The following is a 25142-nucleotide window of genomic DNA, read 5'->3' on the forward strand; positions in this document are numbered from 1 at the left end:
TGAGAGAAAGAGGTATTTGATCGCTTAGATGATCGAAAACGTTAAAATAATAAAATAAAAGAAGTAAATTTGTCGTTGATAAATACTAGTTTATAAAATTTTCTTAAGCTTCAAAAATTTTTAAAATTTTCATTTGATGGTCAAATGAGCGCCATTGAATGGATCATTCATCTTAGAAAAAATGGATGAAATAAAGGGATCAATGAGTTATTTTAGGTAATTGGATGCAAATAATTTTAAAAAAAGAATGTTCGGATTTTACTGTTTTATTCCATTGTTGAAGAAGTATAGAAAGAAATTTTTATCTTTTTTATTGACAAAGAAAAAATAGCGTTCTATGATAGACACATATTAACTTGATAACAGGCAATGATCAAAACGCAGTAGTTATTAAAGCCAATGTTTCAGAGAGCTAGTGGTTGCTGAGAACTAGTACAAGCTTTAAGACGAATTACATTTTAGGAGCCTTTGGCATTGATTTGTCACGTGACAGCGTTAAATGTTTGAGTGATATGTTTTGAATGAAACATATAAAATGGGTGGTACCGCGAGATTTCGTCCCTTGGTTAGTTAACCAAGGGATTTTTTTTATTGATTTTAATTAGTATGAATGATAGCAGGTTCCTGCTTTCACAATAAAATGATACGGAGGGATTTAACATGAATATTATCGACGAATTAACTTGGCGTGATGCCATTAACCAACAAACGAATGAAGAAAGACTTCGTGAACTTGTTGACGAAAAGAGTATTTCACTATATTGCGGAGTTGACCCAACTGGGGATTCTATGCACATCGGACATTTGATTCCATTTATGATGATGAAAAGATTTCAATTGGCAGGACATCATCCATACATTCTGATCGGTGGCGGAACAGGTACAATTGGAGACCCAAGTGGCCGTAAGACAGAACGTGTCTTACAAACAATGGAACAAGTCCAACATAATGTTGATGCTTTATCTAACCAAATGAGAAAATTATTTGGGAAAGATGCAAACATCACGTTTGTAAATAACTATGATTGGTTATCAAAAATCTCATTACTTGAATTTTTACGTGATTACGGTAAAAACTTCAATATTAACACGATGTTAGCGAAAGATATCGTAGCAAGTCGTTTGGAAGTCGGTATCTCATTTACAGAATTTACTTACCAAATCTTGCAATCAATTGACTTCTTGCACTTACACAAAACATATGATGTTCAACTACAAATCGGTGGTGCTGATCAATGGGGGAACATCACAGCTGGATTAGACTTAATCCGTAAATTAGAAGGACCAGAAGCAGAAGCATTCGGTTTAACGATCCCATTGATGTTAAAAGCGGATGGGACAAAATTTGGTAAAACTGCCGGTGGCGCTATCTGGTTAGATCCTGAGAAAACATCACCATTTGAGTTCTACCAATTCTGGTTGAACCAAGATGACCGAGATGTTGTGAAATACTTGAAATTCTTTACTTTCTTATCACAAGAAGAAATTGAAGATTTGGCGAAAAAAGTTGAAACTGAACCTGAAAAACGTGAAGCACAACGACGTTTAGCAGAAGAAGTGACGAGATTCGTTCATAGTGAAGAAGACTTGAAAGAAGCACAAAAAATAACAGAAGCATTGTTCTCTGGAAACATCAAAGAATTAAATGCAGCTGAGATCGCTCAAGGATTTGGTAAAATGCCAAACGTTGAAATTTCAAGCAAACCTGAAAATATCGTGGAATTATTGGTTTCCACAAAAATTGAACCATCAAAACGCCAAGCGCGTGAAGATGTTTCAAACGGAGCTATAAGTATTAACGGTGACCGTGTTACCGATTTAAATTTTGTCATAGATCCATCGAAGGAATTTGATGGTAAGTTTGTGGTTATTCGAAAGGGTAAGAAAAATTACTTTTTGGCCAAAGTAGTTGATTAGAATTTAGTAATTTTTTGGCTTGAAAATGGTCAACTCTATTACAAGATTCCAATTTTGAAACCCAACCTAAAAGGGTGACGTGGGATCTCGTTAATACAATCTTTACGAGGGAATTTACTTTTGTAAATTCCCTCGTTTTTTTTAATTTTTTTAAATGTGTAAACAATTCGCACAATTGATAAATATTACAAAATGATTAAAAAATCACTTGTGATTTAGTTTACAGAAATAAAAAACAGGTGTAATGTAGGGCTCGACAAAATTTAAATATTTTTTAGGAGGGTTTCACATGGAATCATTGTCAAATGAATTAAACCTAAATGCACTATTTATCGGAGACAAAGCGGAGAACGGCCAACTCTATAAAGATTTGTTGAACGATTTAGTAGATGAACATTTAGGCTGGCGACAAAACTACATGCCACAAGACATGCCAGTTATTACACCAGAAGAACAAAGTAGTGCAAGTTTTGAGCACACAGTCAATAAAACAAAAGATGTTTTATCTGAAATCTCAGCTCGTATGCGTACTCACTCAGTACCATGGCATACAGCTGGACGTTATTGGGGTCATATGAACTCTGAAACATTAATGCCATCTTTACTAGCATATAATTTCGCAATGCTATGGAATGGTAACAACGTTGCTTACGAATCTTCTCCAGCAACAAGTCAAATGGAAGAAGAAGTAGGACTAGAGTTTGCGAAATTAATGGGCTATAAAGATGGCTGGGGACACATCGTTGCTGATGGTTCTTTAGCTAACTTAGAAGGTCTTTGGTATGCACGTAACATCAAATCACTTCCGCTTGCAATGAAAGAAGTTGCACCTGAATTAGTCTCAGGAAAAAGTGACTGGGAATTGATGAACATGTCTACAAAAGAAATCATGGACTTGTTAGATAGTGTTCCAGAAAAAATTGATGACATCAAAGCACATTCTGCACGTAGCGGAAAACATTTACAACAATTAGGAAAATGGTTAGTACCACAAACGAAACATTACTCATGGCTAAAAGCAGCTGATATCATCGGTATCGGGTTAGATCAAGTAATCCCTGTACCAGTTGATCACAACTATCGAATGGATATCAACGAACTTGAAAAAATCGTTCGTCAACTAGCAGCTGAAAAAACACCAATCTTGGGTGTAGTCGGTGTTGTTGGTTCGACAGAAGAAGGAGCCATTGACGGTATCGATAAAATCGTTGCATTACGTCGAGTATTAGAAAAAGATGGTATTTACTTCTACTTGCATGTTGATGCTGCTTACGGCGGTTATGGTCGTTCCATTTTCTTAGACGAAGAAAATAACTTTATTCCATTTGAAGAATTAAAAGATGTTCATGCAAAACATCATGTATTTACAGAAAACAAAGATTATATCTTAGAAGATGTACACAGTGCCTTCAAAGCAATTGAAGAAGCAGAATCTGTAACAATTGATCCACATAAAATGGGTTATGTTCCTTACTCAGCTGGTGGGATCGTCATCAAAGACGTACGTATGCGCGACGTTATTTCTTACTTTGCTACTTACGTGTTTGAAAAAGGCGCAGATATCCCAGCATTACTTGGTGCATACATTTTAGAAGGTTCAAAAGCAGGAGCAACTGCTGCTAGTGTTTGGGCTGCACATCATGTCTTACCACTTAATGTAACTGGTTATGGTAAATTGATGGGAGCTTCAATCGAAGGAGCACATCGTTTCTATAACTTCTTACAAGATTTATCATTTAAAGTTGGCGATAAAGAAATCGAAGTACATCCATTAACTTACCCAGATTTCAATATGGTTGACTATGTATTTAAAGAAAAAGGCAACGACGATCTAGTTGCAATGAACAAATTGAATCATGACGTTTATGACTACTCTTCATACGTTAAAGGTAGCATCTATGGTAATGAATTCTTGACATCACACACTGACTTTGCTATTCCAGATTATGGCAACAGCCCATTACAATTTGTGAACCAATTAGGTTTCTCAGATGAAGAATGGAACCGTGCAGGAAAAGTAACTGTTTTACGTGCAAGTGTAATGACACCATACATGAATAAAGCAGAAAACTTCGAAGAATATGCTGGAAAAATCAAAGCAGCTCTTCAAGAAAAATTAGAAAAAATCTACGCAAATCAATTACTAGCAAGCGAAGAAAAATAATAAAATAAAAAACATTCTGAGTATAAGAAGTAGAAGTCACTTTTATTGTATGCTATAAAACCGAATAACCGGTGGTAGCTCAATCGAAAAATACAGTTGAAGGATCTTTAAAATACAAAAAGTTATTTTTTAGATTCTTCTGCTGGTTTTTCTGAGCTCAGCACTTCTGTTATCTGCTCAGGTGTTTTTTGTTTTACAGGTTGTCTTTGAAGCGATACAAGTAATCCGTTCAAAACAGCCGAGGTTGTAATGAAATAGCTTGCGCTCTTTTAGGTATTTGGTATGAATGAAGAGAAAGATCGAAAAGCTTCAATACAAATACAGCGAATGGAACACAAGACTATTTCAGATTTTTCTTTTTTAGCAAATAATAACTAATAAAATCCAGTCACTAAGCATCGTTTTTATACTAAAAAAGTTGTGGGGAACAACCTCTTGGCTTTTGTCTTGCGACTTGGGATTACTTTGAAGACAACGTTTTTTTATTCAAAAAAAACAAGGAGCGTGTCAACAGTGAGTAAATCACAAGTAAGTAAAATGGGTCTTGGGACCTTTGTCGGTCTGACGATGGCTTTGTGTGCGACAGTTCGGAGTATTCCGACTTTAGCAGCCGTTGGTTGGACATTGATTTTTTATTCAATTTTTGCCGTACTGTTTTTTGCCGGTCCTATTTCGATGGTTTCTGGTGAGCTTTCTACGATGCTTCCACAAGAAGGTGGACCACAATTATGGGTCAAAACTGCCTTAGGAAGTAAATGGGGATTTGTTGTTGCCTGGTTGCTTTGGGTTCAAATGTTCCCAGGGATGGTTATGGTTGCATCAACATTAGGTCCATTATTAGGAAATACATTCGGGAACGTAGAATTAGGCAATAATCATTTATTTGTATTAGGTTGTATTTTAGTTATTTATTGGATCATTACAATTTTGAACTTGAAATTTGATATGGCCAAAGTTGGTGGGAACATCGGCGTTTGGTTAGGTGTGTATATCCCAGTGGTTATCATGTTTGTCCTTGGTTTATTCGCCGCATTCAAAGTGGGTCTAGTATCTAATGGTTACTTAGGAGATTTTTCTTGGTCAAAAGCTTTCCCAGATTTACAACATAGTGAATCATTGAAATATCTTGCAGGTATCACATTTATTTTTGTTGGTATCGAAATGAGTTCTGTTTACATGCCTCGTTTAAAAGATGCAACGAAAAACTACACTAAAGGGGTCTTTATTGCGTTGATTGGTCTTGTTTTATTGAACGTGATCAATGCAATGTTAGTTGCCAATGTTGTACCAAATGGAAAAATGGAATTAGCAAACATTACGCAACCAATCTTGATTTATTGCCAAATCCTTGGCTTACCAACAATTATTGGGAACATCTTCAGCTTTATGGTGTTTATCGGTGTGTTACTTCAATTATCTGCATGGGTAACTGGACCATCTAAAACGATTATCCAAGTAGCACGTGAAGGTTTCTTACCACCTAAATTTGGATTCCATAAAGAAAATGAATATGGTGTTTCTCGTAATGTCGTATTAACTCAATCAATCGTTATTTCATTATTCGCTTTACTTTACGGCGTAATGGATGACGTCAGTGCTGTATTCTTAACATTAACAAATGCTACAACTGTTATTTATTGTATCGTCTATATTTTGATTGCTGTTTCATTGATCAAAATGAGAAAAAGCCATCCAGATTTAGAACGTCCTTATCGAATTGGTAAAAAAGGAAATGGAATGGCTTGGGTAGTTAGCTGCATGTTGATTTTCTCTATCATTGCAGTAGTTGTATCCACTTTAGGAACATCTACCTTGACGGATGCATTATTGGTAGCAGTTATTGCAATCGTTATGTTTGTCATTCCTTTGATCATCAATCGTTTTAAAAATGATTCTTGGGGAAGCGAAGTAGAAAAGAGTTTAAAAGAATAGAATAAATAAGAAGCAAGTAAAAAATGTAAATAGGGAAGGGGGCTATGACAAAAATCTTGTCACAGTCCCTTATTCCTAACAAACGGTGTTCCAGAAGTAGCTCATGTCTGTTACAGCATGGTTTGCCAAATGTATGCTTTTTAATCAGGGAACCTTTGCGAAAATAACGCTAATCATAAGGTTCAGCGGATTTGAGAAAATAATCGTCATTAGCATCGTCTATCCGCTAAAACAAAAAAATGATGCTATGACCAGTTGTCCTACCAAAAGAACGCTTTTTTTTAGGTAGGGCTTTTTTTGTAAAAAAATAGGAGAAGATACGATGAATAAAAAAATATCTGTGAAAGAAAGTATGGCAGTTTTATTCATATTGTTGGCGATATTAGGAATACTGATTATTGGATTTCAATTGTCTCCGCATATTCCTATACTAATTGCTTTCATGTGTTTGTTATTTTATGGACGATTTAGAGGTTTCTCATGGGATGAGATTCATGATGGGATTGTCAAAGGAATTACTCCAGGGATCATCCCAATTTTGATTTTTCTATTGATTGGTGTTTTGGTAGCTTCGTGGATTTTATCTGGAACGATTCCAACGATCATGGTTTATGGTTTCCAATTGATCTCGGTTCGCTTTTTCTTACCGACTGCTTTTCTTGTTTGTGCAATCGTCGGGATTACGGTGGGAAGCTCATTTACAACGATTTCGACGATCGGTATTGCTTTTTTAGGAATCGGTCATATTTTAGGTTTTAGTGATGCAATGACGACAGGAGCAGTTGTTTCGGGGGCTTTTTTAGGAAATAATTGTTCGCCGTTATCTGATACTACGAACCTGGCGGCAGGGATCGGAGAAGTAAATTTATTCGAGCATATCGCTCAAATGCGTTACACTGATTTGCCGGCATTTTTAATTGCTATGTTATTTTATGTTTTTCTTGGGAATGGGAGTCACACAGCGGATCTACATGCGATCACGGATATGATCCAAAACATGAAAGCAGGTTTCTGGATCTCTCCATGGACGTTGATCCCATTAGTGATCTTGTTTGGTGGAGCGATTAAAAAAATTCCAGCGATTCCAACACTACTAGTTGGTTCAACTGCTGCGATTGTTCTTTCCTTCATCAATCAACCACATTTAACGATGTCAAAAGTAGCTAATATTTTAATGAACGGCTATGTTGCCCATACAGCAGACCCTAAAATCAATGAATTGCTTTCAAGAGGGGGAATTGTTAGTATGCTTGGTTCAGCAAGCTTGATTCTTCTAGCTTTAGCTTTGGGTGGCTTGTTGATCAAATATACGATTGTGGAAACGATTGTTCAGGAATTGCGAGAAAAAATGGATCGGCCTTCTCGCTTGGTTGGCTTTACAGCATTAAGCTGTATCGGGATCAATTTGATCGTAGGCGAACAGTACTTGTCGATCATTTTACCAGGCGAAACCTTTAAGCGATCGTTCGATCGTGCGGGCGTTAATAAAAAGTATCTTACCAGAACTTTGGCAGATGCTGGAGCAACCGTTAATTCACTCGTTCCGTGGGGAGTTAGTGGTACCTTTATTATGGGCACGATGAAAGTCAGCGCATTACAATATCTACCATTTACTTTCTTCTCGATCTTAGCACCGATTTTTACGATTTTGAGTGGTTTCTGGCTTAATCAAAAGATGAAAAAACGTACCAGTGAATAGTCTAGGCACCATCAAGGTTTGAGAACGAGAATCGAAATAGCTTTTTATACTCAGTTTCTTTTTCATGAAAAAGTTATTTGAAGAGTGTAGATTCTTAAAAAATGAACCTGTATAGTAAAAAAACAACTGAAGACACTACAAATAGTTTATTTGTGTGTTCAACAGTTGTTTTATTTTTTTTCTTATAAACGAGGAACGACAGTTTCTCGTTTGACGAGTTGATGAGGAATGACTAAACGAACACCGCTACTGATTTCATCGTGGATCAATTCGTATAATTTTTGCATCGCAACCCTTCCTAATTCAGAAATATCGATATCGATACTGGTTAAATAAGGGTGAGTCAATGTAGCGAAAATAGAGTTATTGAAGCTGATGATTGATAGGGTATCAGGAATTCGATAGCCATACATCTGTGCTAGTTGCATCGTTCGTAAGGCAAAAATATCGTCAATGACTACAAGCGCTGTTGATTGTGACTTTTTCAAAATGGCATCAAAAGCTAAATAATCTTCGGGTTGTTCGATCACTACACTAGGATGAACTGTAAGTCCAGCTAGCATCAAGGCTTTTTGGTAGCCAAAATAACGTTCGAAGTAAAGGCTCTCGTGGGTTGTATTGGTTACGAAAAGAATGTTTTCATGACCGTTTTGAATCAAGAAATCCGTGGCTTGTTTACCTAATAATTGGTTATCATTATCGACATAAATGATTTCATTCTCATGTCGGTAAGGCTGACCAATCAAAGTGAAAGGAATCTCATTCGTATAGAGATAATCTATGACAGGATCTTCACTGTCGGAATAAACTAAAATAAACCCATCGACTTGTTTTTGCAGATGCATCCGTTGCACGTTTTCTAATAAAGTATCAAAATTTTTGGCTGTTGCTATAGCAGTTGTCAGATCATAACGGCGTGCTTCTTCATTGATCGCTTCCATGATCTCAAGATAAAAAGGATTCCCAATCCGTTCTTTTGAATCAAGGGGTGGGAGAATGACGCCAATTGCGCTAGAAATTCTTTTCCCTAGATTTCTAGCAGTGATATTTGGTACATAGCCTAGTTCATCCATGACTTTTCGTACTTTCTTTTTGGTTGCCTCTGAGATGCTTGGATGGTCATTGATGACCCGTGAAACAGTCGAGGTCGCAACACCAGCTTTTTTGGCTACATCCTTCACTGTGATCGCCATAAACGATACACCTCTTTTCTAGACTTGCTTTTCATTTAAACGATGAAATTGATAAGTGGTAGAGCAAATTTTTTCTTGTCCCGGATATAATGCGATTGACCCAAATTCAGGGAAATGAACGGCATCAGGAAGTTCTTGTGGTTCAATTGCCAACCCATAATTTGAGTGCATTTTTTGCCCATTGATTAAAAAATCTGCTTCAAATCCAGTCGTAGAAAATAATACCATACTTTTGCTCGTCGTTGCTATAGACAACTGGCGACCAGCTTGCTTTTCGGTCAAGGTAAGTATTTTCTTCGTTCGTTTAGGCGTACTTAAAACAAAAGCATCATCTAGTCCGTATGGATCATTCGTTAAAATTTCCATTAGCGAATGTGAGTGTTTAAAATTAAGCGGTAAGTCGCTGAGAGCGATCACTTCACCAGTTGGTATTTTTTCGTGATCTAAGGCTAATATTCCATCTGTTTGGATCGTTAGTTCATGATCGTAGATATCTCGTTTGCCATTGCCAGAAAGATTGAAATACGCATGATTCGTTGGGTTGCAGATGGTTTCAGTCGAGCTGCTTGTCTTGGTGATCATTTCTAATTTATTTTGGGTTATCTGATACGTAACGGTTGCGGTGATCGGACCGGGATAACCGGAAAAAGTATCCTGCAAATAAAAAACAACACCGATCGCTGTAGGAGTCTCAAAAACTTCTACCTCCCAATACTGAAATGCCCAACCGTTTGAACCACCATGGATATGGTGATTTCCTTCGTTTTTTTCTAGCTGGTGATCAGCCCAAGAGCCATTTTTAATTCTGCCAGCGACTGGTCCAATCGTTGCCCCAAAATAGCTTTGATCTTTTAAAACGTCTTCTAAGGAATCATAAGATAATAAGACATTTTCTAAGTGACCATTTTTATCTGGAGCTAGAATTTGATGAAGCCTTGCCCCGTAGTTGAGAAGAACGACTGTGAGTTCGTCGTTCTTCAATGTGATTTGCTTCAAGTTGGTGTTGGGAATGGGGATCACAGTGATGGAAGGTTTAGACATACTGTGTCCACTCATTTTTTAAATAGTCTAGTGTAAGGCAAGTCGTATCAGGTACGACTGGGATATCTTTTCCAAGATCTTCTATTCGTCCAACACCAATTGGAAATGCTCCGCTAGCACGGATTGCTTTGATCCCAGATTGTGCATCTTCGATCCCGATGCATTCTTGTGGGGATAAGCCAATTTCTTTTGCGGCCAATAAGAAAATATCGGGAGCCGGCTTACCCAGTTTGATCGTTGCAGGATCGGCAATTGCATCGAAAAATGGCGTTAATGCCATTTTAGCAAGGAGGAAAGGTCCGTTTTTACTAGCTGAAGCAAGGGCAATCTTGATCTTGTTTGCTCTCAATTCTTCAAGTAATGGCAATATCCCTGGAAAAACATCTGTAGGCGTGATCGCTTGAATCATTTCAAGATAGTACTCATTTTTTCTGTGCGCTAATTCTTGAAATTCTTGTGGGGAAAACTCACTTTCTTTTTGTCCGTAGGAAAGCAATAAGCGAAGTGAATCTTCTCGACTAACCCCTTTCAATTGTTCGTTGAATGTTCGATCAATGGGAACACCGATTTCCTGACCTAATTTTTTCCAAGCGCGATAATGAAACTCCGCAGTATCTGTAATCACCCCATCTAAGTCAAACAAAACTCCTTTAAACATCTAATTCCTCCTTACGCAAAGGTACCTTTAACTGGTCTTCTAAAAGATACGTTTTTTCGTACACCTTTAATGGACAACTTTCGCCTGATACTAAGGTCAATTGCACCTGTTCACTAGACACCGAAACAAATAATAAACGACCACGATAATTCACATGGAAGGAGTAGGCTGTCCACGTGTTTGGTAAGAAAGGAGCAAAACGTAACTGTTCGTGATCTGTTTTCATTTGAGCGAATCCTTGGACGATTGCGAGCCAACTACCAGTCATCGACGTGATGTGTAAGCCGTCTTCGGTATCGTTATTATAATTATCTAAATCAAGGCGGGCTGTCCGTTGATACATTTCCACTGCCTTATCCTCCATACCTAATTCAGCAGCTAAAATGGCATGGATACTTGGTGAAAGGGAAGACTCATGAACGGTCATTGGTTCGTAAAAATCAAAGTTCCGTTGTTTTTCTTCTTTACTAAACGAGTCGTTGAAGAAATAGATTCCTTGTAGCACATCCGCCTGCTTAATGAAACAAGAACGCAAAATTTTGTCCCAAGACCAATGTTGGTTTAATGGAAGCTCGCTAGGAGATAGCTCTGATACCGGCAATAATTCTTTATCTAAAAATGTATCATGTTGGACAAAAATACCTAATTCTTCATCTTTAGGAAAATACATATTTTCTGCAATGGTTTGCCAATTCGTTAGTTCTTCGTCAGTGATCGTTACAGTAGTTTCTGTTTGGAATTTTAAATAGTTTTCCCGGGTATACGTTAATACCCAGCAAGCTATCGTATTGGTATACCAGTTGTTATTGATGTTGTTTTCATATTCATTCGGACCAGTCACGCCATGGATCATATATTTGTTATGACGTTTTGAAAAATGAACCCGATCTGCCCAAAAACGAGCAATCTCAACTAATACTTCTAACCCTTCTTTTTTCAAATAATCGGTGTCACCTGTATAGTTCGTATAGTTGTAAATCGCATAAGCAATCGCACCGTTACGATGGATCTCTTCAAAGGTGATTTCCCATTCGTTGTGGCATTCGACTCCTGTAAAAGTAACCATTGGGTACAAAGCGCCTTTTAATCCTTGTTGTTGGGCATTATGAATAGCTTGTGGCAATTGATTATGGCGATATTTAAGGAGATTTTTTGTCACTTCAGGTTTTGCTAAAGCAAGATATAAGGGGACAGCGTAAGCTTCCGTATCCCAATAAGTAGCACCACCGTATTTTTCTCCTGTAAAGCCTTTGGGTCCAATATTCAAACGTTCATCTTCGCCGTAATAAGTAGAAAATAGTTGGAAAAGATTGAAACGAATCCCTTGCTGTGCTTCCTCGTCACCTTCGATCACCACATCAGCCAGTGCCCAGCGTTTGCTCCAAGCAGTGGTTTGTTCTGCTTTTGCTTGCAGATAATGACTTTGTAAGTCACTAAATTCTTGGAGGATCTGTTGGACTTGCTGTGCTTCGGGGATGTCACGGCTCGTCAATACAAGCACTTCTTTATCAAGTGTCACGGATTGATTCGTTGTTAAGTCGAAAGAAAATTCCCCAAGGACTGCTAATGTATCTTCGTGGTAAATTGGTTGCGCTAATTCTTCATTCACGAAATGTCTCATGGCAGCTGTTACGGTAAATTGTTCGATCGCAAAATTATTTGGAATCGTTTTGGTCATTAAGTAGGCTGTTTCATCAGAAGTACCTCGACCGATTTCATTCCAAAAATGTTCATCATAGTTACTATCTTCATTTTGAACTTTACTATCCAATTTAGAGATGACTTTGACCGTGCCATTTCCTTCGAGCATCGTAACTGTTAAACGAATATAAGCAGCTTCGCTTTTGACGATACTTAAAAAACGTTCAAAGGTGATCTTTAGTTTGTTAGTTGCAGTCGTTACTGTGTAACTACGTGATAACACACCGTTTTTCATATTCAATTCCCAATAAAAGTCTTCTGGTTCGATTGTAGCAAGGTCTAATAATTGCTCATCGATATAGATATCCATGGCAATAAAATTGATTGCATTAATCACTTTACCAAAATATTCGGGATAGCCATTTTTCCACCAGCCAACACGAGTCTTATCGGGGTACCAAACCCCAGCTAAATAAGTTCCTTGATGATGATCACCTGAATAGGCTTCTTCAAAATTCCCTCGCATGCCCATGTATCCGTTACCAATACTAGTTAAAGATTCCTGTAAACGGAGATTTTCCCGATCTAATGTGTTGGTGCTGATCTTCCAAGGATCAATTTGAAATAGGCGCTTGATTTGTTTCATTGTACTCCTCCTAGATAATTTCATTGATACGTTTATAATAAACGCAACCGATTGCGTAAGTCAATATAAATAAAGCAGAATTTTTTAGCGGGGATTTAAAACAAAGAAATGAAAAGATAATTTTCCTGGAAAACATTAACTGTTTTGATAATAAGTTACTATTGAATGCGAAAAGAAAATGATTCTTCTGATAGCGACTGTTTGGGTAGAAAGTGAATAAAATCAAAAATAAAGCATTTACAAAAAAAGAAACAAAGGCTATAATAACTAACAACGAAACCGATTGCATAAAGGAGAGCAGGAGTTATGAAGAAATTATTTAATTTTGAGTTTTGGCAAAAATTTGGGAAAGCTTTAATGGTTGTTGTGGCAGTGATGCCAGCTGCGGGTTTGATGATCAGTATCGGGAAATCTATCCCGTTGATTGACCCTAACTTAGCTTTTTTAGTAACAACGGGGGGTGTCATTGAAAATATTGGTTGGGCGATCATCGGGAATTTACATCTGTTGTTTGCTTTAGCAATAGGTGGAAGTTGGGCAAAAGAGCGTGCGGGTGGTGCTTTTGCAGCAGGGATCTCATTTGTTTTGATCAACCGGATCACGGGAGCGATTTTCGGAGTGACGAGTGAGATGCTAGCAAATGAAGATGCCTTTACCCATACATTATTTGGCACGAAGATCATGGTCAAAGGATTTTTTACTAGTGTATTAGAGGCACCTGCGTTGAATATGGGCGTGTTTGTAGGGATTATTGCTGGTTTTGTTGGTGCAATGGCCTATAATAAATATTACAATTATCGTAAATTACCTGATGCGTTATCTTTCTTTAATGGAAAACGATTTGTTCCTTTTGTAGTGATTCTTTGGTCAACGATTGTAGCTTTAGTATTGGCTGTTGTCTGGCCAAATGTCCAAGCAGGTATCAATAATTTTGGTCTTTGGATCGCTCAGTCACAAGAAAGTGCACCGGTTTTAGCGCCATTTCTTTATGGTACCTTAGAAAGATTATTGTTACCTTTCGGCTTACATCATATGTTGACGATTCCGATCAATTATACGCAATTAGGGGGCACGTATGAAATCTTATCTGGTGCACAAGCAGGAACGCAAGTCTTTGGGCAAGATCCTTTATGGTTAGCTTGGGCTACTGATTTGGTGAATTTAAAAGGTGCGGGGGATTTATCACAGTATGAATTTGTGTTGAACAACTGGACACCAGCTCGTTTTAAAGTGGGGCAAATGATTGGTTCTTCTGGTATTTTGATGGGGTTAGCTTTAGCTATGTATCGAAATGTTGATCTTGATAAAAAAGCACGCTATCGTTCCATGTATTTCTCAGCTGCATTAGCTGTTTTTCTAACAGGGGTTACTGAACCATTAGAATTTATGTTTATGTTTGCTGCAGTTCCACTTTATATTGTTTATTCTGTGATCCAAGGGGCAGCATTTGCAATGGCAGATTTATTACCGTTACGTGTTCATTCCTTTGGAAACATCGAATTGTTAACTAGAACTCCTCTAGCGATGAAAGCTGGACTTGGTGGCGATTTGCTTAACTTCGTCATTTGCGTCATTTTGTTTGGAGTTGTTACGTACTTTGTGGCAAACTTCATGATCAAAAAATTCAATTTTGCTACACCAGGGCGTAATGGTAATTATGATAGTGACAGTAACGATAGCAATGGGAATGGAGAACAAACGACAGTCCAAGCTGGCACGTCAGACCCACAAATCATCAAAATCATTCACTTATTAGGCGGGAAAGATAATATCAAAGATGTAGATGCATGTATGACACGGTTACGTGTGAGTGTAGCTGATCGTGAGAAAGTAGGTTCAGAAGAAGAATGGAAACGTGCAGGCGCTATGGGGCTAATCGTCAAAGATAATGGTGTACAAGCTGTCTATGGCCCAAAAGCCGATGTATTAAAATCAGATATCGAAGATTTGCTTCAATCGGGGGCGCCTATCCCAGCTCCAGTAGAAGAAGTTGTTGTTGAAAAAGAAACAGCTAATAATCAAACGTTAGGTATACGAAAAGAGTTGCAGACTGTAGCAGCTGGTGAAGTGATAGACTTGGCAACAGTCAACGATCCTGTTTTTTCAAAGAAAATGATGGGGGATGGCTTTGCTGTTATTCCGACGACTGGTGAAGTTGTGGCACCTATTACTGGGAAAGTAGTTAGTATTTTTCCAACCAAACATGCTATTGGAATGGAAACAGAAGAAGGTGCAGAAGTACTAATCCATATGGGAATCGACACAGTCCAAATGGATCAACCAGCTTTTGAAATCCTGGTAACAGAAGGTCAAACCGTTGAAGCAGGAGCAAAACTGGCACAAATGAATCTAACCGAAATCAAAAATGAAGGAAAAGATATAACGATTATGGTGGTATTTACGGATGGGAAAGTCAATGAAATGATTCTCAAACATTTAGGACCAACGGAATTAGGAACAGTAATTGGCGAAATAAAACTGTGATCATTATAAAAGACACCCAACAATAATGAGTAAGATGACCAGTACCAAATTTAATTCCTTATTTGGTTTCCGATAGTCAGTTTTTCTGTTTCTCAAATAAGTCTGAAAACACGAAAACGCTATACTTCGTTTTTGAGTTCTCAGACTTATTTTTTTGAATATCTGCGAGCGGGTAAACAATCACAGCTAATAATCCATGGCTATCCTATCATAAAAGAAATGAAGTAAGTTTTAATCAATAAGGAGAATTGAAGATGAAGATGATGACTTTGAATACACATAGCTGGTTAGAAGAATCACCAGAAGAAAAGATGCGCCAGATCGTAGATAAAATCTGTCAAGCAGATTATGATGTGATTGCTTTACAAGAAGTCAATCAATTAATCACTTCCGAAAGTATCGTGAATGAAGAATTAAACAAATTTTGTCCAGTTATAGAACAATCGCCCGTCCATGTCGATAATTTTGCTTATTGCTTGGTGCGCTACTTAGCCAAACAAGGGAAAGACTATTATTGGAGTTGGGAAATGAGTCATGTCGGTTATGGGATTTATGAAGAGGGGAATGCGCTGCTTTCTAAGACACCACTAAGCAGTGAAGCAATCTATGTTTCTGAAACAAAGCAAAGAGAGGATTACCACACTCGGAAAATTTTGATCTGTCAGACGATGATCGATGACCAAACAATCACTCTAGCAAGCTGTCATTTTTCTTGGTGGATAGATGAAACGAAGGGCTTTGCTTTTGAATGGCATTGCTTGATGGAACACTTAGCTAATCTCTCAAATCCACTGTTTTTAATGGGGGATTTTAACAACCCAGCAGGAGAGGCAGGCTATCGCTTGGTTGAAAAAAGCCCTCTTGCGATTGTCGATTCCTATACTGTTGCCCAAGAAGTTCATGGTCAGGCAACCATTGAACAGAAAATCGATGGATGGGAAACGAATACAGAGCAGTTACGAATCGATTATATCTATGTACCACAGGAATTCTCAGTTCCTTCTTATCGTAGTATTTTTGATGGAAAACAAGAAATCATTGTAAGTGACCATTATGGAGTAGAGATAACGGTCAGCCCCATTCAATAAAATAATCAAAAAGTCCCATAGAAAGGATGTATCCATTTTTCTTTCTATGGGACTTTTTGTTTGCAGCAGCTTCAGCTACGTGCAGAAATTTGATTAGATAATTAAATGACTGTTAGCGCGATGGGAAGCACCAAGGAGGAAGGCAATAAAATTCTCTGTTTCTTTGGTCTCTGCATTGTTTTTTTAACTCGGCTGGACTTTTTTTCCGATTGGCAGAAATGAATTCTCGGACATTTTTCAAGGAGTCGGGCTCTTTAGTTACCGGTGTATTTTTTTGTAAATTGGTATTATGTAGTACTTCCTCATGTAAAATATTAAAATGGTCTATAAATCGATCTTTATCGGAATCGGTTAGAATTGGCAAGTTATCTAAAAGATTCAAAAGTACAACGAGGGAATCTTTGATTTTAGGCTCATGAGGTTGCAGATCTTCACCGCTAGGCTCACGATGTGGCAGTTCATTAATTAACTGCTCTATGATGCTTGTCAGCTCTTTTACCTCTTCAGGAGAGTTTGCAGTTTTTTTTAAAATGTCTAAAATGGTATTTCTTTTAGAATAATCTTGGTCATTAATACAAGTTGATTCACTCGTTGACCGAACATTTGAAATGGGCGTAGGTGATCGATCACCAATTACAGTTACATATAGCGGCTCAGTCTTACTATTTGGCAGCTCATACAGCTGTTCATTAGTTGATTCTTTAATTGATAGCGAATCCTCAGGTAGATCTTTAAGTATCATTTTAAGGTGAGACTCAGTATTAAGGGTAGTATTCGTAGATTGATGAACAAAAGCATGTCCGATTTTTTTTTTCAAAGTCAATTGTCGATTCGTTGTTTGAGGCATATGTATCACTCCTTCTTTTCTGTATTCTAGTATAGTTTATAAAAGAAGAGAGTAAATAAATATTTTTTCTTATGTTTAGAAAAAAAAGTAGCTACTAACACGATTCGTTTATTAGGACTACTATATTTGACGATTTGTTTGCTATTCTATAAAAAGGTATAAAAAAGAGACAGCTTCCGTGTTGAGAATTTCTCTTTTTGATCCACAGAAGCCAGTCCCTTATTTTTTAGTTATTCTCCAAACCTGGTAACGATTTTTGACAAAGAGTCCGATCAAAACGAACCAACCAATCAGGAAGAATGCCATCACAAAGTAAAAGAAAGTTGGTAAATCATAATAGAGAGTGATCTCATTGATTCCATTGTGCTGTTTGACGATAGGAGTACCGATATCTGTTAATTGATAATCTGTCAATTTTTTGCCGTGTTGCAGTAACACTGTGCGGTCATAGACAATGACTGGTAAATGGACAGTTTCTTCCCCAGTGTTTTTCCATTTGATCGTTAAACGTCCACCAGGATGAGATTTAATGAACGTGGTTTCTCCTTCCAAGATTTCTTCATTATAACGATCATATTTATTTGCTTTAGTTTCATGATAGATTGGTAGATAATCGGGTGTTGTCTTTTGAAAAACGAATAAACTAGTCGACATATCATGGTCATAAAATGTTTTTCTTGCCTCTGCTGGTGTATCAAAGAGATACGTGTGACGGCTGACAAATGTTTCGTCTTGCCATTTATCCAGATGCTGATAGAGGTTTTGGATCGTTTGTGCAGAAGCGACAAAGAGAAATAGGACACTCAACGCACGATACCAATTTTTCTTTTCCCATTGATTTAGCGCAAGCGCTAAAAAGAGTAGAAAGAGCAAGGTAAATGGGACAAAGAAACGAAAAGGAAACTGGATCAAGCTTACGAAAGGTACCTCTTTTTCCACTAGTGTTGTCCAAGGGATCAAACTGGTTGAAAGTAGGAAGAATCCAAGACTTGTGCGTAAAAGTAACTTTGTAAAAATGTCGTAGTGACGGCGGAAAAGAAGATACAGTATTAGTCCGATCAATAAAAAAATTGGAAAAATCTTGGGATACGCTAGCCAATAGCTGCCATCCAGATTGATTGCTTTTTGGCTCATCTCTCGGTTGACAAAAGGTGGCAAAATCTTATTTCCACCATAGACGATAGCTAATCCTGCCCAAATATTTGCTGTTAGTACAAAATAAAAGAGGACAGATTTGATCAGTTGCCCGATTGCTTTGCCTTTTTCTGTCTGAGTAAAGAAATAATAAAGATAAAAAGGGATATACATCAGTACCAACATAACGGTGGACAGTAAGTGGATCTGAGTCATCAGTGCAATTGAAAAGGTAACTTTCAAGACAGGAAATTTTTTATGAACAACAAAGTCCACTAATGGAATCATGCATAAGGGATAAAAACAGGTGCCCCAACTGGTAAAGCCCTGATTGATTGCCCAATATTGAATGGAATAAGTCGTCATAAATAATACCGAGATTGGTATGCTGACCCATTTTTTCACCTGTACATAATTCAATAGTGTCAACATCGACCAACCAGAAATCACAAAGAGAATAAAGTTTGATAAGATTTGATAGTGGAACCAACTGCCTGAAACTAAAACGATCAAGCCTTGAAAATAAGCAAACAACGGACCATAGATCGCATTGACGATACGCCCGCTTTGCTGAAATCCATACATGGAAGGGAAATAATGGAAATCCCAATTAGCGAATTGTTCAGCGGCATCGTAAAAACGGTTATAATGAAATGGTGCATCTGCTCCAATGATAAGGTCATGTGTTAGGATATTTGGCATAACAAATAAGAATGCAAATAGTAAAATTGTCAAATACGGAACATATTTTTTCAATTGTCATACTCCTTTTTTGATAGTGTAACTTATTTAATCATAAAGCTTACCTAAAAGAGTGGCAAGAAATTCGAAAAAATATGAAAAAAATTATCATTATTACAGGAAATTTTCAAAATACATCCTTTGTTGCTCGCTTTATTTAGATCAATAGTTAATTAAAAAAACAGCCATAGTATGAGATGCTATGGTTGTTTTTCTCTATTCGTATAAGACTAATAGTCAAATCTACGAATGATTCTTATTTTATCCGTTTATAGTTTTTATCAAAATAACGACCTTCTCGGATATCACTAGGCATTCCTTCATAAGGAGCTTCACTAATGACATCTTCATTATTGAGACCAGCATCGCCCATATAAGTAATGTTAGCGAACTCTGGTACTAACAATTTTGGATAAGTTTCATATTTTTCACGTGCTGCTTCCATCTCAGCTATATGTTCATTTTGGAAAGTAACTGTGATCTCAGGATGTTCTTCAACCCATTTAGGAAAGAAAATCGTTCCATGTAATTTTTTTTCATTGGGCATGAAATCCAAGGCCACGTCAGTACCAGTTGGTTCAGTCCAAGTAATTTTGAAGACGCCATCTGTTAACTTAACGATATCTGCTTCTTGATCTTTGACCCAACGGCCTTTGACCATTCCGCCGTGAATTCGATAGTCGACAGTATGGTCATTTTTAGCATACCATTCATATTCCCAACCATTATCGTACGTATAAATAAAGTGTGTACCGATAAAATCTTCTAGTTCTTTAAATTCTTTCATGAAACAACAGCTCCTTTTAAATTAAAACATGTAATAAAGTACATGTTTTTGATTACGTGATTATGATAGAATGAATAAAAGGATTTGTCAAGGAGGAGAGAGCATGGCGAGAAAAAATACGCTACGCTATATTTTGTTAGGATTGTTGAGTAAAAAAAAGATGACAGGCTATGAATTAAACCAATCGTTCAAAAATGAAATCGGTGAGTTTTGGCAAGCGAAGCATAGTCAAATTTATCCTGAATTAGCAAGAATGGAAGAACGAGGGATCATCAAACATGAAGTTGAAATTACAGGGATGAAATTGGAGAAGAAAGTCTATCAATTAACGGATGAAGGAAAGGCATTGTTAAACGAATGGATTCGGACGCCAACGAATGAATTACCAGTCAATCGGGACGAGTTTGTGTTGAAATTATATTTTGTGAAAGATGTGAATGATCCGATGTTGAGAGAGATCATTGAGCAGCAACGGGATCTCCATGAAGAAAAGCGAGCACATCTATTGGCACGTCAAGAGAGGATATTTCCAACAAGAAAAGAACAAGAAGAAAATTATGGGCACTATTTGATTTTATCCCATGCGATCAATCGAGAAACAGAATATGCGAATTGGTTGACGAGCGTATTAGAAGAGCAAAAAAGACAGAAATAATAAATGGAATAGAGAATAGAAAATAAATTTTATTTTTTATTTTATTGATAGTAGCAAACTGAAAAAGATAGAAAAGAAGCAAAAAATGTAGTCGATTATCGTCAATTTCTTAAACTGTTTTGGTAAAACACAAGAGAAATTGGGAGAATTGACTACATTTTATTTTTCATTGCTTAAAGATTTTTCAATAATTGTTCGAAATCAATTTTTTCGCTTACGGGGACAATTTTATACGTGAGTTCATCTGTTGCTTCATCGTGGATGATATAAAGTTTTGAGTCTTCAGTTGTCTCTTTGAAATCACCGATCAATAAAACAGTATATCTTTCATCAATCAATTCGATTTCTTTGATTGCTTTGGAAAAAACTTTGCGGACATGCTTCATTTTTTTTAGACGTTCTTCGGCTTTTTCAGCTGATTTGTTCAACGTATAGCCTTCATCTAAATATTTTTTGATAATCTCAACCTTGATAACAGTAGGTAATTGATATTTTCGAGGACAATTCACACCAGTAGAAACGGAACGAATGAATTCTTTTTGTTCCCAATATCGTAACTGACGTGGAGACACACCGACAATTTCACTTAGTTCACTGATTCCTACCAGTAAATGATCATTTTCTAATAAACGTTTCAGGGATGCTCCTACCATTTTTGTCCCTCCTTTTGTTGTCTAACTTTCCTTAATTATACTTGGGATAACTTATGTGTCAAGTAGGTTGACAAATGAACGAAATAGGACTAAAGTATTCAAGTGGTTTCAGAAAGAATTCAGAAAGAAGGAGAAATATGAATAAAAATCAACCCGTAGATATTTACGGCAAACCATATAATCGGACACTATTAGTTGTCGTTTTATTGATTGGTACCTTTTGTACGGTATTAAATCAAACCTTATTAACTACAGCTTTTCCTACGCTGATGAAAGATTTTGATATCTCTGCATCAAGTGTTCAATGGCTAACAACAGGGTTCTTATTGGTTAACGGAATCATGATCCCGATTACTGCTTGGCTGATCAATAAATTTAGTTCAAGAAGTTTATATTTATCAGCAATGTCAGTCTTTTTAATCGGAACAATTACCTGTTTTGTTGCCCCTAACTTTAGTACTTTATTGATTGGACGTTTGATCCAAGCCTGTGGTGTGGGTGTTTCAATGCCTTTATTACAAAATATTATGTTATCGATTTTCCCACCAGAAAAAAGAGGATCTGCCATGGGGATGTCAGGGATCGTTATTGGATTGGCTCCAGCTTTAGGACCAACATTATCAGGTTATATTATTGATAACTATCATTGGCGTGATCTATTTGGTATGGTCTTACCAATTGTCGTCTTAGTTTTGGTCTTAGCCTTTTTCTTGATGCGAAGCGTTATTCCGTTATCAAATCCAAGTATCGATATTCTATCTGCTATCCTTTCAACAATTGGATTTGGTAGTTTGCTTTATGGCTTTTCAAGTGTCGGTGATGCTGGATGGGGCAGTGCGAAAGTGATCGGCTTCTTGATCGTAGGGGTAATATTTATTGCCTTATTTGCATGGCGCCAACTTCGTTTGGAAAATCCATTCTTGGAACTGCGTGTATTTAAATCATCAACCTTTACGATTGCAGCAGTTTTAGCTGGTGTAACGAATATGGCGATGGTCGGTGCTGAAATGGTTGTTCCTCTATATATCCAAAATATCCGTGGCGAATCAGCTTTTCATTCTGGCTTGATGTTACTACCCGGTGCCTTGATTATGGGGGCGATGATGCCGATCACAGGTGCGATCTTTGATAAACACGGTGCAAAACGTTTAGCGATTGTTGGGATGTTCGTGCTAACCGCTGCAACAGCACCATTTGCTTTCTTAACAAAAACAACGCCTGTTTTATATATTGTTGTTCTCTATGCGATTCGGATGTTTGGGATCTCTATGGTTATGATGCCAGTAACAACATCTGGTATGAATGCTTTACCAAACAAACTGATCAGTCATGGGACTGCAGTAAACAATACCTTCCGACAAATTGCTAGTTCGATTGGGACAGCTATTTTGATCAGTGTATTGACCAATGTGACAAAAGATAATCTACCTGCAAAATCAGTCTTAGAAAGCACGCCTTTAACTTATAAAGACCAAGCGATCAATGCGACATTATCTGGTTACCACGCAGCATTCTTTGTGGCGATCGTCTTTGGTGTGATTGGTTTTGTGATTGCCTTCTTATTGAAGAGAAAAGAACCTGTTCTAGCGAAAGCGGGGGATAAAGCATGATTATTTTCGTATTGATCATTAGTTTAGTGGCTTTTGCCCTAATGAATATCTTTGCAAAAAAAGCTTGGCAAACAATTGTATCATTACTTTTTGGGTTAGTCTTTGTGGCATCCTTAGGGTTGATCGTGGCTAATTTATCCAACCATTTTGGTATGGAAAAAGTAACTGAAACGAAAACCACTAACATCGTATCAAGTGCTGATTCAGATAGTGCAAATATGCTTTTATATCAAGCATTAGGTGACGGGACGGAAAAAGTCTATCTTTACCGTACGAGTGAAGACCAAAAGAAACCAAAAGCTACCGGTACTGATAATGAAACCAATAAAGTAGAACGTACGACTGGTCAAGCGCAAAAAGTAGCAAAAACAACTTATTGGGTCTATAAAAATGATATGTATAAATTCTGGTTCAATCTAGCGGATAATAACCACGAATATGCCAGTCGTGTGAATACCTTTAAAATTCCAGCTGATTGGATCGAATTAAGTACGGATCAAGCAAAAACATTAGCGCAACGAGTAAAAGAACAACAAAGTACGATGGAAAGCGACGCAAAGGCTTTTGTACAAGAAGGTCTGATGAAAGCTATGACTGAAAATCCAGCCATGACGCCAGAAGAACAAGCAACATTGTCAAAAGAATTAGCAACGCAATTCCAACAACAAGCATTAACGAAATTAGTTGAAGAAGTCAAAGCAAATAAATAGTCAGCTAATCAAGTAAGTGCAAGAATCAGTTAATTTCAAAAAGGGCTCCTCCCTACAGTTGAACGATCAGCTGTGGAGGGTCCTTTTTTTTGTTATACTGAACAAAAAAGGGGTGGGGAAATGCAAAAAAAATATTCTTTTCAGTCAAAAATTTATGCTTCTGAAATAGGCAAGGGTGGCGCATATATCATTTTTCCTTATGATCTCAGAGAAGAGTTTGGTGTAGGCCGAGTCAAAGTTCAAGCGACATTTGATGGAGTAGCATATGAGGGAAGTATTGTGAATATGGGGGTGAAAAACGAAGATGGAACAATTTGCTACATCTTAGGGATACGTAAAGATATTCGTAAAAAAATTGAGAAAGACATCGGTGATATCGTTTCTGTAGAAGTGATTCCAAAAAAATAAAGCAGAAGATAGTTGTCTTCTGCTCATTTTTTATTAACTACCATGATGGATTTGCCACAATCCGATCTATTTTTCTAACTCAATTTCTCCGATTCCTTTCAATTCGAGATAAATCGAGGCTTGTTGATCATATCCAGAATAGTCAAAAGTCATATCCCAATAGTTATTTGACCCTTCAGTAACAGAAGTAAATTTAGAATATGGGTAATAGGTTGTCGTCTTTTCAGTTACTATTTTTAATTGAATATTGTTGTCGGCATTACTTTTTGGTTTTGGCAACTTTTTCAAAAAGTCTTGTTCATCTTTAAAACGAATGACAAAATTAGTAGGATATGCCATTGCTCGCTCAATCGGTAAAAGGTGATTATTTTTTGGAGTAAAATTTATTTCATCAAAATAGTTAATCTTACTTGTATCAATAGGTAGTTCCCATTCGCCTTTAAAAATAGAATATGCTTTTGGGTCACTTGTTCTGTAGGCTGTGATGCCATTGATTTGTATGGTTGTCTCTTCAAGAGAGGGAACCGAGCCCGTTTTTGTAGGATGTAGATTGTAAATAAATTCCAATGTGTTTGTTTCTCGATCAATGCTCTGTTCCTCATTGATCGAACGGAATAGCGACAAGTCTTCTTTTTCTTCTGCTAGTCCTGAACGAAAATCAATCAAATACTGATCTTGCCCATTTTTGATCCCAAAATTTAATCCATATTTCTCCCATTTTTTGTTTAAAAGCTCCGAGTTTTTTGGAAGATGAACAGTAAAATGTAACCCTAGTTCATTTTTATCTACATAGAGTTCTGTTAACTGTATATCTGCTTTTTTATCATAAGCTGTAAGTTGTTGGCTGGAAATAAACCCTTCATGATTCAATGTTTCAGAAGTAAATTTCCCAAACCGTAAAAAATTAGCAGTTGCAGTGCCTAAGGGTGAGTATGCATACAAACAGATACTTATGAGAAATACGGCAACAGCTATCAAATAACCCCGTTTTTTTATGTAGTTTTTAAGTGGAACCTGTTTCTCCTTTCGTATAGAGTCATAGGTGGCTTCTAATTTGGTTCGTACTTCTGAGGGTAAGCGTTCCTCTTTTTTGAGTTCTTCCATAAATTTCTTTTCAGAAATAGTCATTTTTTC

At 37.1% G+C, this 25142-nt stretch carries 19 protein-coding genes and 1 other annotated feature; of the genes, 10 read left to right on the plus strand and 9 right to left on the minus strand.

The window, feature by feature from the left end; all coding sequences use genetic code 11:
* The first annotated feature begins 360 nt into the window (after positions 1-360).
* Positions 361-566, plus strand: a binding site (T-box leader).
* Positions 567-660: 94 nt separating this feature from the next.
* The 4 genes from tyrS to nhaC all read left to right on the plus strand — a co-directional run bounded on the left by tyrS (position 661) and on the right by nhaC (position 7712).
* Positions 661-1917, plus strand: a complete 1257-nt coding sequence (gene tyrS, locus IGJ32_RS01330; RefSeq protein ID WP_010736915.1) for a tyrosine--tRNA ligase — start codon at positions 661-663, stop codon at positions 1915-1917.
* 289 nt (positions 1918-2206) lie between these two features.
* Entirely contained in the window at positions 2207-4081 is a 1875-nt protein-coding gene (gene tdc, locus IGJ32_RS01335) for a tyrosine decarboxylase (RefSeq protein WP_081128229.1), read from the plus strand.
* Between the two features lie 513 nt (positions 4082-4594).
* Complete coding sequence (gene tyrP, locus IGJ32_RS01340; RefSeq protein WP_010720263.1) at positions 4595-6013, plus strand: tyrosine-tyramine antiporter; 1419 nt, start codon at positions 4595-4597, stop codon at positions 6011-6013.
* 322 nt (positions 6014-6335) lie between these two features.
* Positions 6336-7712 carry a Na+/H+ antiporter NhaC gene (gene nhaC, locus IGJ32_RS01345; RefSeq protein WP_010720262.1) on the plus strand — a complete coding sequence of 459 codons (1377 nt, stop codon included), beginning with the start codon at positions 6336-6338 and terminating at the stop codon, positions 7710-7712.
* A gap of 182 nt (positions 7713-7894) precedes the next feature.
* Here nhaC and IGJ32_RS01350 read toward each other — a convergent pair whose 3' ends face one another.
* The 4 genes from IGJ32_RS01350 to IGJ32_RS01365 are packed head-to-tail and all read right to left on the minus strand — an operon-like array spanning position 7895 to position 12891.
* Positions 7895-8905 carry a LacI family DNA-binding transcriptional regulator gene (locus IGJ32_RS01350; RefSeq protein WP_010720261.1) on the minus strand — a complete coding sequence of 337 codons (1011 nt, stop codon included), beginning with the start codon at positions 8903-8905 and terminating at the stop codon, positions 7895-7897.
* Between the two features lie 18 nt (positions 8906-8923).
* The gene (locus tag IGJ32_RS01355) at positions 8924-9946 is read right to left on the minus strand and encodes an aldose epimerase family protein (protein WP_240273842.1); all 1023 of its coding nucleotides are present in this window, start codon (positions 9944-9946) and stop codon (positions 8924-8926) included.
* A complete protein-coding gene (gene pgmB / locus IGJ32_RS01360) occupies positions 9939-10604 on the minus strand; it encodes a beta-phosphoglucomutase (protein ID WP_010736920.1) in 666 nt (221 codons plus the stop codon). The genes IGJ32_RS01355 and pgmB overlap by 8 nt, the downstream gene beginning before the upstream one ends.
* On the minus strand, positions 10597-12891 hold the full coding sequence (locus tag IGJ32_RS01365; protein WP_373169074.1) for a glycoside hydrolase family 65 protein: 2295 nt from the start codon (positions 12889-12891) through the stop codon (positions 10597-10599). Before IGJ32_RS01365 ends, pgmB begins: the two co-directional genes overlap by 8 nt.
* A gap of 306 nt (positions 12892-13197) precedes the next feature.
* On the opposite strand from IGJ32_RS01365, the gene IGJ32_RS01370 reads away from it, so the two are divergent.
* Positions 13198-15375, plus strand: coding sequence for a PTS transporter subunit IIBC (locus IGJ32_RS01370; protein WP_096709685.1), 2178 nt, complete (start codon positions 13198-13200; stop codon positions 15373-15375).
* A gap of 254 nt (positions 15376-15629) precedes the next feature.
* On the plus strand, positions 15630-16463 hold the full coding sequence (locus tag IGJ32_RS01375) for an endonuclease/exonuclease/phosphatase family protein (RefSeq protein ID WP_248255255.1): 834 nt from the start codon (positions 15630-15632) through the stop codon (positions 16461-16463).
* 112 nt (positions 16464-16575) lie between these two features.
* Here IGJ32_RS01375 and IGJ32_RS01380 read toward each other — a convergent pair whose 3' ends face one another.
* From IGJ32_RS01380 to IGJ32_RS01390, 3 genes are all read right to left on the minus strand, one after another.
* Positions 16576-17310, minus strand: a complete 735-nt coding sequence (locus tag IGJ32_RS01380; protein WP_342082079.1) for a hypothetical protein — start codon at positions 17308-17310, stop codon at positions 16576-16578.
* Positions 17311-17529: 219 nt separating this feature from the next.
* Entirely contained in the window at positions 17530-19146 is a 1617-nt protein-coding gene (locus IGJ32_RS01385) for a hypothetical protein (RefSeq protein ID WP_373169121.1), read from the minus strand.
* Positions 19147-19441: 295 nt separating this feature from the next.
* A complete protein-coding gene (locus IGJ32_RS01390; protein WP_034699269.1) occupies positions 19442-19972 on the minus strand; it encodes a phenolic acid decarboxylase in 531 nt (176 codons plus the stop codon).
* Between the two features lie 103 nt (positions 19973-20075).
* Between IGJ32_RS01390 and IGJ32_RS01395 the strand changes: the two genes are divergently transcribed.
* Entirely contained in the window at positions 20076-20627 is a 552-nt protein-coding gene (locus IGJ32_RS01395) for a PadR family transcriptional regulator (RefSeq protein WP_010720252.1), read from the plus strand.
* A 173-nt stretch (positions 20628-20800) separates the two neighbouring features.
* Here IGJ32_RS01395 and IGJ32_RS01400 read toward each other — a convergent pair whose 3' ends face one another.
* Positions 20801-21280: a MerR family transcriptional regulator gene (locus tag IGJ32_RS01400; RefSeq protein ID WP_010720251.1), complete on the minus strand. Its 480-nt coding sequence runs from the start codon at positions 21278-21280 to the stop codon at positions 20801-20803.
* Between the two features lie 137 nt (positions 21281-21417).
* On the opposite strand from IGJ32_RS01400, the gene IGJ32_RS01405 reads away from it, so the two are divergent.
* The 3 genes from IGJ32_RS01405 to IGJ32_RS01415 all read left to right on the plus strand — a co-directional run bounded on the left by IGJ32_RS01405 (position 21418) and on the right by IGJ32_RS01415 (position 24008).
* Positions 21418-22890: an MDR family MFS transporter gene (locus IGJ32_RS01405; protein ID WP_010736928.1), complete on the plus strand. Its 1473-nt coding sequence runs from the start codon at positions 21418-21420 to the stop codon at positions 22888-22890.
* A complete protein-coding gene (locus IGJ32_RS01410) occupies positions 22887-23600 on the plus strand; it encodes a DUF4811 domain-containing protein (RefSeq protein ID WP_010736929.1) in 714 nt (237 codons plus the stop codon). Before IGJ32_RS01405 ends, IGJ32_RS01410 begins: the two co-directional genes overlap by 4 nt.
* A 120-nt stretch (positions 23601-23720) precedes the next feature.
* The gene (locus IGJ32_RS01415; RefSeq protein ID WP_342082081.1) at positions 23721-24008 is read left to right on the plus strand and encodes a DUF1905 domain-containing protein; all 288 of its coding nucleotides are present in this window, start codon (positions 23721-23723) and stop codon (positions 24006-24008) included.
* Positions 24009-24074: 66 nt separating this feature from the next.
* On the opposite strand, the gene IGJ32_RS01420 is transcribed toward IGJ32_RS01415, so the two are convergent.
* Entirely contained in the window at positions 24075-25136 is a 1062-nt protein-coding gene (locus IGJ32_RS01420; RefSeq protein WP_342082082.1) for a hypothetical protein, read from the minus strand.
* Positions 25137-25142: the final 6 nt, after the last annotated feature.

Source organism: Enterococcus sp. DIV1639a, assembly GCF_050530445.1.
Classification (GTDB): Bacteria; Bacillota; Bacilli; order Lactobacillales; family Enterococcaceae; genus Enterococcus_B; species Enterococcus_B hirae.